The sequence below is a fragment of the Micromonospora sp. NBRC 107095 genome (assembly GCF_030269705.1).
In the GTDB taxonomy this organism is placed as follows: domain Bacteria; phylum Actinomycetota; class Actinomycetes; order Mycobacteriales; family Micromonosporaceae; genus Micromonospora; species Micromonospora parva.
Window position 1 is genome coordinate 318,613 of the sequence record NZ_BSTU01000002.1, and the last position, 16,557, is coordinate 335,169.

The 16,557-nt window shown below is 72.8% G+C and carries 17 protein-coding genes and 1 pseudogene; 10 read left to right on the forward strand and 8 right to left on the reverse strand.

Annotated features, from left to right (window positions below; genetic code table 11):
* Positions 1 to 76: 76 nt before the first annotated feature.
* From aroA to QSK15_RS13800, 4 genes are read left to right on the forward strand one after another with little or no spacing between them, the layout of a single operon-like run.
* Entirely contained in the window at positions 77 to 1,378 is a 1,302-nt protein-coding gene (gene aroA, locus QSK15_RS13785; protein WP_285794607.1) for a 3-phosphoshikimate 1-carboxyvinyltransferase, read from the forward strand.
* The gene (gene rsgA, locus QSK15_RS13790; protein WP_285794608.1) at positions 1,348 to 2,508 is read left to right on the forward strand and encodes a ribosome small subunit-dependent GTPase A; all 1,161 of its coding nucleotides are present in this window, start codon (positions 1,348 to 1,350) and stop codon (positions 2,506 to 2,508) included. Before aroA ends, rsgA begins: the two co-directional genes overlap by 31 nt.
* Positions 2,509 to 2,536: 28 nt before the next feature.
* Positions 2,537 to 3,355: a histidinol-phosphatase gene (gene hisN / locus QSK15_RS13795; protein ID WP_285794609.1), complete on the forward strand. Its 819-nt coding sequence runs from the start codon at positions 2,537 to 2,539 to the stop codon at positions 3,353 to 3,355.
* Between the two features lie 59 nt (positions 3,356 to 3,414).
* Positions 3,415 to 4,269: a hypothetical protein gene (locus tag QSK15_RS13800; RefSeq protein WP_285795117.1), complete on the forward strand. Its 855-nt coding sequence runs from the start codon at positions 3,415 to 3,417 to the stop codon at positions 4,267 to 4,269.
* Positions 4,270 to 4,442: 173 nt separating this feature from the next.
* Here QSK15_RS13800 and QSK15_RS13805 read toward each other — a convergent pair whose 3' ends face one another.
* The gene (locus tag QSK15_RS13805) at positions 4,443 to 5,642 is read right to left on the reverse strand and encodes a glycosyltransferase (protein WP_285794610.1); all 1,200 of its coding nucleotides are present in this window, start codon (positions 5,640 to 5,642) and stop codon (positions 4,443 to 4,445) included.
* A gap of 224 nt (positions 5,643 to 5,866) precedes the next feature.
* On the opposite strand from QSK15_RS13805, the gene QSK15_RS13810 reads away from it, so the two are divergent.
* The 3 genes from QSK15_RS13810 to QSK15_RS13820 all read left to right on the forward strand — a co-directional run bounded on the left by QSK15_RS13810 (position 5,867) and on the right by QSK15_RS13820 (position 8,395).
* Entirely contained in the window at positions 5,867 to 6,865 is a 999-nt protein-coding gene (locus tag QSK15_RS13810) for an SDR family oxidoreductase (RefSeq protein ID WP_285794611.1), read from the forward strand.
* Complete coding sequence (locus QSK15_RS13815) at positions 6,865 to 7,686, forward strand: ATP-binding protein (RefSeq protein ID WP_285794612.1); 822 nt, start codon at positions 6,865 to 6,867, stop codon at positions 7,684 to 7,686. The genes QSK15_RS13810 and QSK15_RS13815 overlap by 1 nt, the downstream gene beginning before the upstream one ends.
* Before the next feature lie 136 nt (positions 7,687 to 7,822).
* Positions 7,823 to 8,395 (forward strand): DUF5709 domain-containing protein, encoded by a 573-nt coding sequence (locus QSK15_RS13820; protein WP_030336635.1) that lies wholly within the window; start codon positions 7,823 to 7,825, stop codon positions 8,393 to 8,395.
* 27 nt (positions 8,396 to 8,422) lie between these two features.
* On the opposite strand, the gene QSK15_RS13825 is transcribed toward QSK15_RS13820, so the two are convergent.
* On the reverse strand, positions 8,423 to 9,070 hold the full coding sequence (locus tag QSK15_RS13825; protein ID WP_285795118.1) for a response regulator: 648 nt from the start codon (positions 9,068 to 9,070) through the stop codon (positions 8,423 to 8,425).
* A gap of 14 nt (positions 9,071 to 9,084) precedes the next feature.
* On the reverse strand, positions 9,085 to 10,218 hold the full coding sequence (macS, locus tag QSK15_RS13830; protein WP_285794613.1) for a MacS family sensor histidine kinase: 1,134 nt from the start codon (positions 10,216 to 10,218) through the stop codon (positions 9,085 to 9,087).
* Between the two features lie 119 nt (positions 10,219 to 10,337).
* Here macS and QSK15_RS13835 point away from each other — a divergent pair, with 119 nt between their 5' ends.
* Positions 10,338 to 10,793: an ATP-binding protein gene (locus QSK15_RS13835; protein ID WP_285794614.1), complete on the forward strand. Its 456-nt coding sequence runs from the start codon at positions 10,338 to 10,340 to the stop codon at positions 10,791 to 10,793.
* Between the two features lie 126 nt (positions 10,794 to 10,919).
* On the opposite strand, the gene QSK15_RS13840 is transcribed toward QSK15_RS13835, so the two are convergent.
* Positions 10,920 to 11,858, reverse strand: coding sequence for a ribose-phosphate diphosphokinase (locus tag QSK15_RS13840; protein WP_030336628.1), 939 nt, complete (start codon positions 11,856 to 11,858; stop codon positions 10,920 to 10,922).
* 101 nt (positions 11,859 to 11,959) lie between these two features.
* On the opposite strand from QSK15_RS13840, the gene glpK reads away from it, so the two are divergent.
* Entirely contained in the window at positions 11,960 to 13,444 is a 1,485-nt protein-coding gene (gene glpK / locus QSK15_RS13845; RefSeq protein WP_285794615.1) for a glycerol kinase GlpK, read from the forward strand.
* A 2-nt stretch (positions 13,445 to 13,446) separates the two neighbouring features.
* Here the strand turns inward: glpK and QSK15_RS13850 are convergent, their stop codons facing one another.
* The 3 genes and pseudogenes from QSK15_RS13850 to QSK15_RS13855 all read right to left on the reverse strand — a co-directional run bounded on the left by QSK15_RS13850 (position 13,447) and on the right by QSK15_RS13855 (position 14,756).
* Positions 13,447 to 13,611 (reverse strand): DUF397 domain-containing protein, encoded by a 165-nt coding sequence (locus QSK15_RS13850; protein ID WP_347663237.1) that lies wholly within the window; start codon positions 13,609 to 13,611, stop codon positions 13,447 to 13,449.
* A gap of 97 nt (positions 13,612 to 13,708) precedes the next feature.
* A pseudogene (locus tag QSK15_RS32530) lies at positions 13,709 to 13,828 on the reverse strand (helix-turn-helix domain-containing protein); the annotation flags it as partial.
* Positions 13,829 to 13,922: 94 nt separating this feature from the next.
* Positions 13,923 to 14,756 carry a phosphoribosylaminoimidazolesuccinocarboxamide synthase gene (locus tag QSK15_RS13855; RefSeq protein ID WP_285794617.1) on the reverse strand — a complete coding sequence of 278 codons (834 nt, stop codon included), beginning with the start codon at positions 14,754 to 14,756 and terminating at the stop codon, positions 13,923 to 13,925.
* A 138-nt stretch (positions 14,757 to 14,894) separates the two neighbouring features.
* On the opposite strand from QSK15_RS13855, the gene QSK15_RS13860 reads away from it, so the two are divergent.
* Positions 14,895 to 16,214, forward strand: a complete 1,320-nt coding sequence (locus QSK15_RS13860; protein WP_285794618.1) for an ABC transporter substrate-binding protein — start codon at positions 14,895 to 14,897, stop codon at positions 16,212 to 16,214.
* Between the two features lie 56 nt (positions 16,215 to 16,270).
* Here QSK15_RS13860 and QSK15_RS13865 read toward each other — a convergent pair whose 3' ends face one another.
* Positions 16,271 to 16,519: a hypothetical protein gene (locus QSK15_RS13865; RefSeq protein WP_030336617.1), complete on the reverse strand. Its 249-nt coding sequence runs from the start codon at positions 16,517 to 16,519 to the stop codon at positions 16,271 to 16,273.
* Positions 16,520 to 16,557 lie beyond the last annotated feature (38 nt).

Here is a 16,557-nt window from a genome sequence, read left to right on the forward strand (position 1 = left end):
CTGTCGGCTGTCCCGACAACCGGGAGTGCGAGCGCCGGGTGCCGCCGGCCCCCCGACGACACGGCAGAATGTAACCGTGGGGAACCTGACAGCGACCCGGCCGCCGCAGCCGTGGACCGCACCGACCGCATCCGATCCGGTGGCAGCGACGTTGCGCCTGCCCGGTTCCAAATCGATGACGGCCCGGGCCCTGGTGCTCAGCGCGCTGGCGGCCGGCCCGTCGACGCTGGCCCGGCCGCTGCGCGCCCGGGACACCGAGTTGATGGCCGCCGGCCTGCGGGGGATGGGCGCGCACGTGTCGATCAGCGACGACGAGCGCTGGCTGGTCCGACCGCACCCGCTGGTCGGCCCCGCCCACGTCGACGTCGGGCTGGCCGGCACCGTGATGCGGTTCGTGCCACCGGTGGCGGGCCTGGCCGACGGGCAGGTCAGCTTCGACGGTGACCCGTACGTCCGCACCCGGCCGCTGGGCCCGCTGGTCGACGCGCTGCGCTCGCTGGGTGTCCGGATCGACGTCACCGGCACCGGCAGCCTCCCGCTGACCGTGCGCGGCACCGGCCGGGTCACCGGGGGCGAGGTCGTGATCGACGCGTCCGCCTCCAGCCAGCTCGTCTCCGGGCTGTTGCTGGCCGCACCACGCTTCGACCGGGGCGTCGTGGTGCGCCACGTCGGCCCGCCGGTGCCGTCCGCGCCGCACCTGCGGATGACGGTGCGGATGCTGCGGGCCGCCGGCGCGGCGGTCGACGACAGCACCCCCGACGTCTGGGCCGTCGAGCCCGGTCCGCTCACCGGGCGCGGCTGGGACGTCGAGCCGGATCTCTCCGGTGCCGTGCCGTTCTTCGCCGCCGCCCTGGTCACCGGCGGTGAGGTGACCCTTCAGGGCTGGCCGCACAGCAGCGCCCAGCCGGTCGAGCAGCTCCGTTCGCTGCTGCAACGGATGGGCGGCGAGGTCAGCCTCTCCACCGACGGGCTGACGGTGCGCGGCACCGGCGTGGTGCACGGTCTGACCGCCGACCTGTCCGACGTCGGCGAGCTGACCCTCGTGCTGACCGCGCTGGCCCTGCTGGCCGACTCGCCGTCGGTCTTCACCGGCGTCGGGCACATCCGGGGCCACGAGACCGACCGGCTCGCCGCGCTCACGCGGGAGTTCGGCGGGCTCGGCGCGGACATCACCGAGACCCCCGACGGGTTGGAGATCCGGCCCCGTCCGCTGCGCGGCGGGCTCTTCCGCACCTACCACGACCACCGGATGGCGCACGCCGCCGCGGTGGCCGGGCTCGCCGTTCCGGGCATCGAGGTGGACGACGTGGGGTGTACCTCCAAGACGATGCCCGAGTTCCCGGCACTATGGTCAGCGATGGTGACCGGCAAGAGCTGACGCGACGGAGGAAGGTCCTGGCGACCAAACGGCGGGAGTACGACGAGGACGACGTACGGGTCCGGCCCGGTAAGTCGTCACGCCCGCGTACGCGCACCCGCCCACGGCACGCCGACGCGGTCGACGGGTTCGTCATCGCCGTCGACCGGGGGCGCTACACCTGCGTGCTGTCCGGGGCCGAGCGCGGCGTGGTCGGCGCCGAGCTGCCCACCGTCACCGCGATGCGGGCCCGCGAGCTGGGCCGCAAGTCGGTGGTGGTGGGTGACCGGGTCAGCCTGGTCGGCGACACCTCCGGCGCGGAGGGCGCGCTCGCGCGCATCGTCCGGATCGCCGAGCGTCGTTCGGTGCTGCGGCGCACCGCCGACGACGACGAGACCACCGCCGAGGGTCGGCTGGAACGGGTGGTGGTGGCCAACGCCGACCAGTTGGTGATCGTGAGCGCGTTGGCCGACCCGCCGCCGCGTACCGGGTTCATCGACCGTTGTCTGGTGGCCGCGTACGACGCGGACGTCGAGCCGCTGCTCTGCCTCACCAAGGCCGACCTGGCCGGGCCGGAGGAGGTGCTGGGCTACTACACCGAGCTGGAGCTGCCGTACGTGCTCAACCGCCCCGACTCCGACCTCGACGCGCTCCGCGCGCTGTTGAGCGGCAAGGTGTCGGTGCTGGTCGGGCACTCCGGGGTGGGCAAGTCGACGCTCGTGAACCGGCTCGTGCCGGACGCGCTGCGCGCGGTCGGCGTGGTCAGCGCGATCGGCCGGGGCCGGCACACCTCGACCAGCGCGGTGGCACTGCGGCTGCCACCGGTGCCCGGGGTCGACACCGATCCGGGTTGGATCATCGACACCCCCGGGATCCGCAGCTTCGGGTTGGCGCACGTCTCGGCCGACAGCCTGCTGCACGGCTTTCCGGACCTGGTCGAGGGCACCGTCGACTGCCCACCGAACTGCCCGCACACGGCCGACGAGGCCGAGTGTGGGCTGGACGCCTGGGTGGCCGCCGGTAAGGCCGACCCGCGCCGGCTGGCCTCGTACCGCCGGTTGCTCGCCTCTCGCGCCGGCGAGGGTGACTCGCGCGGCGACGGTGACCAGCGCGGGCCGGGCGAGGGTGACCGGCGCGGGCCCGACGAGTGACGCGACGGGCGTGGGCTAGGTTGCCGGCATGACCGGGTACGCCGACGACCTCGCCCTCGCCCACCTGCTCGCCGACCGGGCCGACGCCATCGCCACGGCCCGGTTCCGCGCGCTCGACCTGCGCGTCGAGGCGAAGCCCGACCTGACGCCGGTCTCCGACGCGGACACCGCCGTGGAGCGGGAGATCCGCGCCGTGCTGGCCGAGCACCGTCCGGCCGACGGGCTGCTCGGTGAGGAGTACGGCGCACAGCCGTCCGCCGACGCGAACGGCCGCCGGTGGATCATCGACCCGATCGACGGCACCAAGAACTTCGTCCGGGGCGTGCCGATCTGGGCCACCCTGATCGCGCTCTACGACGGCGACCGGCCGGCGGTCGGCGTGGTGTCCGCACCGGCGCTCGGACGACGCTGGTGGGCCAGCGCGGGCGCGGGCGCGTACGCCGGGCCGGGCCCCGCCGCTGGCGAACGGATCGGCGTGTCCGCGGTGCGCGGGGTCGCGGATGCCAGCTTCTGCTACTCCTCGCTGGACGGGTGGGAGCGGGCCGGCCGGCTCGACGCGGTGCTCGACCTGATGCGGGCCAGCTGGCGCAGCCGGGCGTACGGCGACTTCTACGGCTACATGCTGTTGGCCGAGGGGGCACTGGACGTGATGGCCGAGCCGGAGCTGTCGTTGTGGGACGTGGCGGCGCTGGTGCCGATCATCACGGAGGCGGGTGGCACGGTCACTGATCTGGCCGGTCGACCGGCCCCGGCGGGCGCCCCGGGCACCGACAGCAGCGTGGTGGCCACCAACGGTGTGCTGCACGCCGACATCCTCGCCCGCCTCGATCGACCAGCCGCGCGCTGACCCCCGGCAACCTCTATCCTCGCCAGGTGGTCTCCTCCGGCTGGTGCTTCCTCGCGGCGATGATCGTCGCGTACGGCTTCGCCAACCTGCTCCAGTCGGTGGCGGCGGCCCGCACCACTGTCCACCACACCTTCGATCCGGGCCTGCTGCTGCGCCTCGCCGGGCATCGGACGTACCTGGTCGGCCTGGGCTGTCAGATCGGCGGCTTCGTGCTCGCCTTCCTGGCCCGACGGGACCTGCCACTGTTCCTCGTGCAGGCCAGCGTGGCCGCCGGGCTCGGGGTGACCGCCATCCTCGGGGTGCTGGTGTTGAAGTGGCGGCTGCCGGCGGCGGAGGTGGTGCTGCTGGCGTTGCTCTTCGCGGGGATCACCGCACTGGTGCTGTCCGCCCGGCCGGCACCGTCGAAGCAGCTCGGCACCGCCGGTTCGATAGCCCTGCTGGTGGCGCTCGGCGTGATCGCGGTGCTCGGTGTCTTCGCCGTACGGCTGCACGGGGCACCGGGTTCGGTGGCCCTCGGCTCCCTGGCCGGGCTGGCGTTCAGCTCGGCCGCTGTCGCCGCCCGGCCACTGGCGTCCGCGCCGTCCGCCGAGGCGTTCCTCGTCAACCCGTTGTTCTACCTGCTGATCGCCCACTCGATCGTCGGTCAGCTGCTGCTCGGTCTGGCCATGCAGCGCGGCTCGACGACCGCCGCGGTCGCCGCGATGGACGCCGCCGGGGCGGTGCCGGCAGCGATCGTCGGCCTGCTGCTGCTCAACGACAAGATCTGGCCGGGGCGGGAGTGGCTGGCCGCGGCCGGCTTCCTGGTCACCCTGGCCGCGGTGATCGGCCTGACCCGGTACGCGCAGCCGCAGCAGCACCCCTCGGTGACCCCCGGGCGGGACCGCGCGATGGTCGCCGCGACCCGCCCAGGCTGATACGAGCCCCGCGCCGCACCCCATGCCCCGCCCCGCGCCCTCAGATCCACGCAACTTCCCCGAAGTTGCTGCCTCCGGCGTGTGGGAGGCAGCAACATCCCCGAAGTTGCACGGATCATGGCGACGAGCATTCGGGCGGGACCGCGCGACGGTCGTCGCGATCCGCGGCTGACTCAGGCCTCGACCGGCTTGCGCCGGCTCACCACCCGCTCGTAGAGACGCTCCAACGCACCGGCGGTCCGCTCCCAGGTGTAGCTGCTGCGCACCCGGTCCACCGCGGCGTGGCCGTACGCGAATCGACCGGCGTTGTCGGCGAGCAGCCGGCGCAGTGACACGCCGAGCGCGCGTACGTCACCGGGAGGCACCAGCCGGCCGGTGACCTCGTCGACGACGGCGTCCGCCAGGCCGCCCATCGCGTAGCCGATCACCGGCACCCCGCAGGCCATCGCCTCCAGCGAGACCCGCCCGGCCGAGGAGTAGTGCGGCGTGCAGGCGACCACGTCCGCCGACCGGTACCAGGTGGCCATCTGGTCGTGCGGCACCGCCCCTACGAGGCGTACCTGGTCGACGACGCCGATCTGTTCGGCCAGCTCGCGCAGCCGGCGCGCCTCGGTGTGGTTGGCCAACTGGTCGGCCGGCGGGCCACCGGCGATCACCAACTCGGCGTCGCCGACCAGCCGCATCGCCCGGATCAGGTCCTCCTGGCCGTGCCCGGCGGCGAGCGAGCCCACCGAGAGGATGCGGGGCCGCTGTTCGCGCGGCGCGGCCTCGCCGTCGGGTTGGAACAGGTCGATGTCGACGCCGGCCGGCACCAACGCGACCGAGCTGCGTTGCAGACCCATCCGGGTCAGCTCGTCGACCTCGTCGTTGGACTGGGCCACGGCGATGTCGACGGCCCGGGTCAGCGCGCGTTCCAGCGTGATCCGCTGCCCCGGCCCGTCGTAGTGACCGCCCAGGTGACGCAACTGCTCGACGCCGAGCGAGTGGAACGTCTGCACCACCGGGATGTCGGTCTCCCGAACGGCGTGTGCGGCGGCCAGACCGCCGACCCAGTAGTGCCCGTGCACCACCTCGGGCCGCCAGGCACCGGACCACTCGTCGGCCAGCCAGCGGCCGACCTCCGTCACGTACGGGATCAGCTCGGCGGTGGGTAGTGCGGTGGGCGGGCCGGCGGGCACGTGGTGCACCTGGTAGCCGTCGACGTCCATCGTCGCCGGCAGAGCCGGGTCGTCCCGGCGGACGTAGAGCCGGACGTCATGGCCCCGCTCGGTCAGTTCCGCGGCGACCCTGGCGATGTGCTGTCGAGTGCCGACCGGTGGGCCGTCGGCGTGGCGGTACGAGCTGGCGTGCGCGCAGACGAGGCCGACGCGCATGGGTCACCTCCCTGCGATCTTTCCTCGGCGGTGGTCCTCCCGGTCAGAGCGTCCCATTAACCCCGCGACGCTGAGTCGAAACCTGGCAGATCAGGAAGAGTCCGCCCGACTTCCACCGACACTTGCGCCACGGCAAGCACACCTGCCACGCCACCCCACGATTCGACGATGATCGACAACCTGTCGCTGGTGTGACCAGGTCCGGCCGGGGGTACCGCTCAGGAATGCCGCTGACCCGCAGTCTCGACGATTCGACCGTGGTGATCACCGGCGCGTCCAGCGGGATCGGCACGGCGACCGCCTACGCACTGGCCCGCCGGGGTGCCGCCGTCGTGCTGGCCGCCCGCAGTGAACCGGCCCTGCTCCAGGTCGCGCAGCGCTGCCGGGAACTGGGCGGTCAGGCGCTCGTCGTACCGACCGACGTGACCGAGTTGGAGTCGGTGCGGCGGCTGGCCGAACAGGCGGTGGCCGAGTTCGGTCGGATCGACGCCTGGGTGAACAACGCCGCGGTCAGCGCGGTGGGTCTGTTCGACGAGATCCCGGTCGCCGAGTTCCGCCGGGTGCTGGAGGTCAACCTGCTCGGGACGGTGCACGGCATCAAGGCGGCCCTGCCCTACCTGGGCGCCGCCGGTGGCGGTGTGCTGGTCAACAACGCCTCGGTGCTGGCCGAGGTGGCCATGCCGTACCAGTCGGCGTACAACGCCACCAAGCACGGCATCCGGGGGTTGGCCGACACCGTCCGCCAGGAGCTGCGGGTCACCGGTCGGGGGCACATCTCGGTCTGCACCGTGCTGCCGGCGACCATCGACACCCCGTTCTTCCGGCACACCGGCAACCACAGCGGCCGGGAGCTGGTGCCGCCGCCTCCGATCTACCCGCCGGAGGTGGTCGCCGAGACCATCGTCCGGCTGCTGCGCCGGCCCCGCCGCGAGGCGTACGCCGGTGGCGCGGCCCGGTTGATCGGCCTGCAGTGGCGGCTGGCGCCCGCGCTGGTGGAGCGCACCCTCGGCTGGTACGCGCACCGCACCCAGTTCGGGCCGGGTGCCCGCGTGGACAGCAGCGGCAACGTGTTCCACGCCGACGCCCAGGCACGCCAGGACGGCGGCTGGCACGGTCGACGCCGGCAGTTGGTGCGGATGACCGCCGCGTTCGGTCTGGCCGCCGCCGGCACCGCTGTCGGCACCCTGGCGGCTATCAACCGCCGCTCCCGGTCGGACCGCTGATGGCGGACGTCGAGCGCCGGAATGCGCTGACCGTCTACGGCGCGCACAATGGGGCGATCATGGCGAGCTGTCTCGTGGAAGTCGACGAGTCATCGGCGGTGGTCCGGTTGACCGGTGTGCTCGACGCGGCCGGAGCCGAGGCGGTACGCGGCGCCCTGCTCACCCGCCTCGCGGACCGACCCGGCCCGGTGGTGGCGGACGTGACCGGTCTGCGGTTCGTCGAGCCGGCCGGTCGGCGCGTCTTCGCCGACATCCGCCGGGAGGTCGCCGACTGGCCCGCTGCGGATCTGCTGCTGTGTGACCCGACGGCCGCCGGGCCCGCCCACCCGGACTCCGCAGCCGCCGGGACGGCTCACCCGGATCCGGCGCTCGACGGCGTGCCGGCCTCGCCGACGCTCGACGGCGCGCTGGCCGCCGTCGCGGCCGCCCCACTGGCAGCGGTGCTCACCGCCGAACTCGCCCCGGCGGTGGGAGCCGCCCGGCAGGCCCGCGAGCTGGTCAACACCGGTTGCGAGCGCTGGGGCATGCCGACGCTCGCCGACCCGGCGTGCATCGCGGTCACCGAGATGGTCAACAACGTGGTGGCGCACGCGAAGACCCCGATGACGGTTCGGCTGGCACCTCAGGAGACCACCCTGCACCTGGCGGTGCGCGACCACTCCCCGCGCCGGCCGACATTCGCCGGGATTTCCCCGCCGACCCGGGCCGGCGGCCGGGGCCTGCTGCTGATCGACACGGTGACCCGTCGCTGGGGCAGCAGCGCCATACCGGACGGCAAGGTCGTCTGGTGTGTGCTGCACCCGGACGACGAGGCCGTCTGACCAAGCTGATCGCGACGCACCTCGCCGGCCGGTACGCGCTGCCGACCCCGGGCTTTCGCCGTCGACGCCCGGTTCGGTGTCGTTTCGCCGAAGGGTCACCCGGTTACGGCGGGAGGGCAGCGGGTAGTGATCAGACATGCGCGACAACGAGTACCCGACCCCCGTGTCCGACACCGAGGCGCAAGGGCTGCCCGACACCGCCGATGACGACTCGACCGCCAACGACGACGTCTTCACCGGGCGTGAGGCGGACGGCCCCGACCCGGCCCAGCTGCCCGGCGACCGGACGCCGGTGGCGGTGGACCGGTTCGGAACGACCGCTGAGGAGCAGCTCGACGGTGAGTCCTTGGACTACAAGCTCGACCGTGAGGTCTATGAACGCCCGGCGGACGATCCGCTGGCCGGCACGATCGACCCGAAGATCGCCTTCGAGGCGGACAATCTGGAAGCCGCGGCGGAGGCTCAGCTGGACGCCGACGTGATGGATCCCGGGCCCACCTCCGACCCGAACTCACCGGTCTCGCTCTACGACCACGGTCAGCTCGGCACGGTGGCCGACGCCACGGTGGGCCGGCTGGTGGAACCGGACGAGGGGTCGCACACCGACCAGGAGACCGACTCGGTGGCGTACGACGCGGGATCGGCCGGCGGCGGGGCGACCGCCGAGGAGCTGGCCATCCACGAGACGGAGCCACCGCGCTCGGTCTGACGTCCTCCCGGTCTGACGTCCGCCCGCTCAGTCGTCCAGGCCGCGTTCGATGGCGTACCGGGTCAGTTCGACCCGGTTGTGCAGTTGCAGCTTGCCCAGGGTGTTCTGCACGTGGTTCTGCACGGTGCGGTGCGACAGGCCGAGCCGCTGGGCGATCTGCTTGTACGACATCCCCTTCGCCACGAGCCGCAGCACCTCCGTCTCCCGTTCGGTGAGCTGGGGCGTCGCGGGTTCGGCAGCGCCGGCGCTCCCCCGCCCCGGCCCGGCGGCCAGCCGGCGGTACTCGCCGAGCACCAGTCCGGCCAGTCCGGGGGTGAAGACCGCCTCGCCGGCCGCGGTGCGGTGGACCGCCTCCAGGAACTCGGCGGGTGCTGTCGACTTCACCAGGTAGCCGGTGGCTCCGGCCTTGACCGCGTCCAGCACGCTCTGCTGCTCGCCGCTGGCGCTGAGCATCAGCACCCGTACGGCGGGAAGCGCCGCGCGCAACCCCAGGATCACCTCGACGCCGGAGATGTCCGGCAGTTGCAGGTCGAGGACGACGACGTCGGGCCGGGCGGCGGCGGCCACCCGAACGGCCTGTCGCCCCTCCCCGCTGGTCGCCACCACCAGGAACCCGGCCTCGGTCAGGTCGCGGGCCACCCCCTCCCGCCACATCGGATGGTCGTCCACCACCATCACCCGGATCTGGTTCACCGCGGGGACCTCGGCACGCTCAGCTCGATCTCGGTGCCCGCCTCGGGTGCGGACACGATCCGCACCGTCCCACCCAGGTCGGTCACCCGGCCCCGGATCGACTGGGTCACCCCGAGCCGCCCCTGGGCGGCCGCCTCGGCCAGCCGGCCGTCCGGAATGCCCGGCCCCTCGTCACGGATCGACACGGTCACCGTCTCCCCCTCGTCCTCGATCAGCACCCAGGCCCGCCCACCGGCGTGCCGTCCCACGTTGTCCAGGGCCGCACCGGTCGCCGCCGCCAACTCGCCGGCCACCCGCCGGGGCAGCGGCACCGGGGTGGCCGGGGCGGAGAGCGCCACCGCCGCCGAGGCGTACCGGCCGAGCAGGGTCCGCAGGTCCACCGCCTCGCCCCCCTCCGGAAGGCCCGCGGCGGTCGGGCTGGCACCGGTGATCAGCGCGCGCAGTGCGGCCTCCTGCTCACCGGCCAGCCGGGCCAGCTCGCCGGCCTCCCCGGGCAGGTCGGCGCCGCGCCGCTGGACCAGCGCCAACACCTGCAGAACCGAGTCGTGAATCCCCCGGGCCAGCCGTTCCCGCTCCCGGGTGGCGGCCTCCAGCTCCACAGCGCGTTGCAGCCGTTCCTCGGCGCTCGCCGCCAGCCGGGCCACGTGCCCGACCACCACTCCGGCGAGCAGCATGAGGATCACCCCGGTGAACGAGGACTGACCGATCCGCTCCCGGGTGGCCAGGTCCGCGCCGGCGACGATCAGCGCGGCGACAGTGCCCCGCCGCCGGCCGCCGGAGACGGCCCAGGCCAGCACCGGGCCGGCCATCCAGGCCACCCCGAGGGTGGGTACGCCGTGGGTGAGCGCCGTCCGACCGACCACCCACGGGGTGGCCAGCACGATGGCCACCACCACCGCGAGGTCGGCCAGCAGCAGCGGCCAGCGCCGCCAGGCCGGTCGGGCGTACCCGACAGCGGTCGCCCCGGTCCAGGCGATCATCAGCAGGATCAGGGCGCCGACGGCGTACGGGTGGGCGTACCGGTCGGCGTCGCGCACCGCGAGCGCGCAGACGTACGCCAGGGAGGCCAGCCTGAACACGGTGAGGGCACGCCACAGCGGCACCTCGAATCCACCCGGCGGTGACGGCATGGCGGTCAGGATGCCACAACGGTTCGGCCACACGGCGAGCAGCGAGTGCGGTTCGGGAAACCCTGACGTACGGTGGAAAAGCCGCGAAATACTCCGAGATGCGCCGCCGGGACGGGCCCATGACGAACGCAGATCCGCACGCACCGCGTACGGTTGTGCCCATCGAACCTGCCCTCCTGATCGCCGACGCCTTTGACCAGGCACAGGTGACCGAGATTCGACACTCGGTCGCCTCCTGCGCGCATGCCTCCGGCCTGCGCGGTCAGCGGCTGGACGACTTCGTGCTCGCGATCAACGAACTGATCACCAATGCCGTGCGCCACGGTGGCGGGCGCGGCTGGTTGCGGCTCTGGCAGGAGGCGGGGGTGTTGGTCTGCGAGATCGCCGACCACGGGCACGGGATCAGCCCGCAGCGACTGGGCGACCGCAGTCGGCCGGCAGCGGACACCGCCGGCGGCTGGGGGCTCTGGTTGGCCCGCGAGCTGACCGACGCGATGGAGGTGGCCACCGGCACCGCCGGCACCACCGTCCGCATCACCACCGGTCTGACCAGCCAGAACCCCACCCCGCGCTAACCCCCACCACGCCCCACCCCGCACGCGATCTTGCACTTGTTGTCGCGGCGAATCACCCGAAACCGCTCATCCCGGCGACGCAAACTGCAAGATCGTGGGGAAAGAGGGGCGCGGGGACGGGGTGGGTCAGGCGAAGAGGGCGGAGACGGATTCTCCGTTGTGGATTCGGCGCGTCGCCTCGGCCAGGGCAGGGGCCACCGACAGGACCCGCAACTTGGGGACCCGCTTGGCGTCCGGGATGGGCACCGTGTTGGTGCAGACGATCTCCAGGACGCCGTCCTGGTCGCTGAGCCGCTGCAACGCGTCGCCGGAGAAGAGCCCGTGCGTGCAGGCGAGCCGGATCGACCGAACCTTCAGGCCGCGCAGATGCTCCATCAACTCGACCACGGTGCTGCCCTTGGCGATCTCGTCGTCCAGCACGATGACGTCCCGGTCGGTCACGTCACCGATCACCGCGCTGATCTTGACCAGGTCGTCACTGAACCGCTGCTTCGCACCGGCCGCGACCGGTGTGCCGAGCAGCCGGGCGAAGGCTGCGGCCTCCTTGGCGTTGCCCAGGTCGGGCGAGACCACCACCGTGTTGCTGAGGTCGTAGCGCCGGAAGTGGGTGGCCAACTCCCGCAGCGCGTGCAGATGATCCACCGGGACGCTGAAGAAGCCGTGCACCTGTGGCGAGTGCAGGGTCATCGCGAGCACCCGGTCCGCCCCGGCCGAGGTGAGCAGGTCGGCGACGAGCCGCGCGCCGATCGAGATCCGCGGCGCGTCCTTCTTGTCCGAGCGGGCGTACGCGTAGTGCGGCAGCACCACGGTGATCCGACCGGCGGACGCGCCCCGGGCCGCGTCGATCATCAGCAGCAGCTCGACCAGGTGCTCCTGCACCGGCGGCACCAGCGGCTGGATCAGGAAGACGTCCCGCTCCCGGCAGTTGGCCTGCAACTGGACTTCCAGGCAGTCGTTGGCGAACCGGGAGACCCGCACCGGGTGCAGCGGCACCCCCAGGTGAGCGCAGATCTCGGCAGCCAGGTCCGGATGGGCGGTTCCACTGAAAACTGCGATGTCGCGCACGTTCGCACATCGTAGGGGACGCCGAGGACGGCCGACGGCGGTGGGCCGGAACCCACAGCGACGCCTGTCGCGCCGCGCCGCCGTCCGGGTACGGTGCTGCGGTGACCCCCCAGTACGTCGCCGCCATCGACCAGGGCACCACCTCCTCGCGGTGCATCGTCTTCGACCGGGCCGGGGACATCGTCGCCGTGGCCCAGCGCGAGCACCGGCAGGTCTTCCCCCGACCGGGTTGGGTGGAGCACGACGCCGAGGAGATCTGGGACAACGTCCAGCAGGTGGTCGCCGAGGCGCTGCGGACCGCCGGCACCGACGCGTCCGGGTTGGCCGCCGTCGGCATCACCAACCAGCGAGAGACCACTGTCGTCTGGGACCGGGCCACCGGCCGCCCGGTGGCCAACGCCATCGTCTGGCAGGACACCCGGACCGGGCCGCTGCTGCGCGAGCTCGCTTCGGCGTACGGCGAGGAGCGGTTCCGGACCCGCACCGGCCTGCCGCTGGCCACCTACTTCGCCGGGCCGAAGCTGCGCTGGCTGCTCGACGAGGTCGACGGCCTGCGCGAGCGCGCCGAGCGCGGCGAGGTGCTCTTCGGCACCATGGACAGCTGGCTGATCTGGAAGCTGACCGGCGCGCACGTCACCGACGTGACGAACGCCAGCCGGACCATGCTGATGGACCTCACGACGCTCGACTGGGACCCGGAACTGCTGGACGCGATGGGCGTACCGGCGGTGATGCTCCCGGAGATCCGCAGCTCCGCCGAGGTGTACGGCTCGGCGACCGGCGTGCTCGACGGGGTGCCGGTGGCCAGTGCGCTCGGCGACCAGCAGGCCGCCCTGTTCGGGCAGACCTGCTTCCAGCCGGGCGAGGCGAAGTGCACCTACGGCACCGGCAGTTTCCTGCTGCTCAACACCGGTGCCAGCCCGGTTTCGTCGACCCACGGCCTGCTCACCACCGTCGCCTACCGGATCAAGGACCAACCACCGGCGTACGCCCTGGAAGGTGCCATCGCGGTCACCGGCTCACTGGTGCAGTGGCTGCGGGACAACCTGGGGTTGATCTCCACGGCGGGCGAGGTGGAGGAGTTGGCCCGCACCGTTGACGACAACGGCGGCTGCTACGTGGTGCCGGCGTTCTCCGGGCTGTTCGCCCCGCACTGGCGCAGCGATGCCCGCGGGGTGATCGCCGGCCTGACCGGCTACATCACCAAGGGGCACCTGGCGCGGGCGGTGCTGGAGGCGTCGGCGTGGCAGACCCGCGAGGTGGTCGACGCGATGAACGCCGACTCGGATGTGGCGCTGCGCCGTCTGCGGGTGGACGGCGGCATGACCGCCAACGGCCTGCTCATGCAGTTCCTGGCGGACGTGCTCGACGTGCCTGTCATCCGTTCCCGGATCACCGAGACCACCTGCCTGGGTGCGGCGTACGCGGCCGGGCTGGCGGTCGGTTTCTGGCCGGATCTGGCCACCCTGCGGGCGCAGTGGCGTTCCGACGCGCAGTGGGAGCCGGCGATGGCCCCGGAGCTGCGCGATCAGGAGCTGCGCCAGTGGCACAAGGCCGTGCAGCGCACTCTGGACTGGGTGGACTGACCTCAGCGGCCGGTGCGGACCCGCGCCACGAACGCGCGCCAGGCCGCCGGCGCGAAGGTGAGGACGGCACCGGCGCGGTCGGTGGAGTCGCGGACCAGCACCTGGTCCGGCAGGTTGTCGGCCACCTCGACGCAGGTGTCGCCGCCGTTGCCGCTCCGGGTCGACACGCGCCACCGAGGGGTAGGGGCGGAGTTCACAGCTCGTTCACCAGCTTTCCGATCAGCTCGACGGACACGCTCGCCGGCAGGGCCTCGCCCAGCAGCGTGTCTCGATCGCCGCGATGGTGGACGGACTCCACCTGATCAGCTCCGCCAGGGCCTCCTGCGAGACGCCCGCACCGGCCCGGGCCGCCTTGAGCGCCCTGATCCACATGTCGCCGTTCATCCGACCGCCCCAGACTCCGCGAAGGGTGACGGGTCCATCCTCGACGGTGACGACGGTCAGGTCCAGCAGGTGCGGTGAAAGCGCGGTGTCCCGGTCAGTCCCAGCGGTTGCCGGTGAGCTTCTCGTAGACGTCGACGTAACGGGCCCGGGTCGCCTCGACCACCTCGGCCGGCACGTCCGGGGCGGGGGGCTGCTTGTCCCAGCCGCTGCCGGTGGCCCAGTCCCGCACGTACTGCTTGTCGTAGGAGAACTGCACCCGCCCCGGCTGGTACGACTCGGCCGGCCAGAACCGCGACGAGTCGGAGGTGAGCAGCTCGTCGGCGAGGACCAGCGTGCCGTCCGGCGCCCAGCCCAGCTCGATCTTGGTGTCGGCGATCAGGATGCCCCGGTCGGCGGCCAGTTCGGCACCGCGCCGGTAGATGTCGAGGGTGATCTGCCGCAGTCGCTCGGCGGTGGCCTCGCCCACCTTGTGCACCACGTCGTCGTACGTGATCGGCTCGTCGTGCTCGCCAGCCGGTGCCTTGCTCGACGGCGTAAAGATCGGCTCAGGCAGGATCGACGCCTCACCGAGCCCTCGCGGCAGCGGTACGCCGGAGACCGCGCCGGTGCGCTCGTACTCGCGCAGGCCGCCGCCGGTCAGGTAACCCCGGGCGACGCACTCGATCGGGATGATGTCCAACCGCTGGCAGCGGATGGCCCGCCCGGCGAACTCGGCGGGCACGTCGGTGGCCGAGATGACGTGGTTCGGCACCAGGTCGGCGAGCTGCTCGAACCACCAGAGCGAGAGCGCGGTGAGCAGGCGACCCTTGTCGGGGATCGGCGTCGGCAGCGGCACGTCGTAGATCGAGATGCGGTCCGAGGCCACCAGGATCAGGTCGTCGCCGTCGGCGTAGACGTCCCGGACCTTGCCCGAGTGCAGAAGTTCCACGCGCCCTAGTACACCACGCGACAGTGGCGGGCCCAGATTCGACCACCCGGCCGAGGGTGACCGGACGGACGTTGACACCTTCGTGCGCTGCCTGCGTGAATGGTCCGACCGCCACCCCCGTAGGTCCAGGAGAGCCCCGTGCCCGTTGTTCGACAGCCGCTCGACCGCCTCGGCGCCGACCCGGGCCGACGCCGACTGCTCAGCGCGCTGCTCGGTGCACCTTTGCTCGCGTCCGGCGGGCTGGCGGGTTGCAGCGACGGCGCCGCCACCTCGACCCAGGACGGGCCCGTCGAGCTGTCGGTCTTCTGGTGGGGCGACACCAACCGGGCCGCGCTCACCGAGAAGGCGCTCCAGCTCTACTCGACCCGCAACCCCCGGGTCACCTTCCGGGTCACCTGGCAGGGCGCCGACGGCTACTACGACCGGTTGGCCACCCAGGCGGGCGGCGGGAACGTTCCGGACCTGATCCAGATCGACGACGCCATGCTGACGGAGTACACCCGACGTCAGGTCATCCTCGACCTCACCGACCGGCACCTGGATCTTCGGGGCCTGCCGGAGGGCCTGATCCGCTACGGCACGGTGGAGGGGCGGACGATGGCGGTGGCCGCCGGGCAGACCCACGCCGTCGTGGTGTTCAACCGGGACCTGCTGCGGGAGCTGCAGATGCCGGAGCCACGGGCCGGAATGACCTGGGCCGACTACATCTCCTGGGCCACCGAGGTCACCGAGGTCAGCGACCGGCGGGTGGCCGGCACCATGGACGGGTCGGGCGACTACCGGGCGCTCTGGCTCTGGCTGCGGGCGCAGGGCGGCGAGTTCTACCGGGGCAACCAGCTCGGCTTCGGCGCGGACGAGCTGATCGCGTGGTTCGAGCTGTGGCAGCGGGCCCGCCGGGCACGGGCCACGCCGAGCGCGGCGCTGGTCGAGCAGGCCGACAGCGGCGAGCCGGCCCGACAGCTTGTGGTGAACGGGGCGACCGCCGCGTCCTTCGCCTGGTCGCACCAGCTACCGGAGCTGCAACGACTCACCGATTCCGAGTTGGGCATCGTCGGCTTCCCCGGCCCGCCGGGGGCCCAGTGGGCGCGGGCGTCGATGTACTGGGCGGCGTTCCGGGGCACCCGCCATCCGGACACCGTCGCCGACGTGATCAACTTTTTGACCAACAACGGTGAGGTCGGCGCCGTCCTCGGTCACGAGCGTGGGCTCAACGCCAGTTCCGCCGTGCGCCGCTATGCCGAGGGCAGCATCACCGATGCGGCCCAGCGACGTGCCGCCGCGTTCGGCACCAGCATCGCCGACCTGCTCGGGCCGGCGCCGGCGCCGCCGCCGAAGGGGCACGCCAAGGTGCGCACCCTGCTGGTCACCGCCGCCGAGCGCATCCGGGTCAAGCGCGACGGCACCCGCGAGGCCACCGCCCGCTTCCTGTCCCAGGCCATCGCAGCCCTGGCGGTCTGAACACCGGCGGCCGGCCCGGGACCGGCCGCCGGTGACCGTCGGCGCCGCCGACCCGGTCAGCGCGGCGGGCCACCCCGGCGGTTGCGCATCAGACGCAGCACCAGGAACACGACGATCGCGACCACCACCAGGCAGCAGAGCAGCGGCAGCACCCCGAACCCGCTGCGGCCGCGCCGCCGGGCGGCCTCCACCACGAGTTCGCCGGTGCCCGTGGACGCCCAGGCCGCCACGGGCACGAAGACCGCCAGTACGACAGCACCGAAGACCGCGCTCAGGCGGCCCCACCACTTACCGAATGAAGACATGCGCCCATCCTCGCCGAAGGGCGCAACCTCGGCACGTC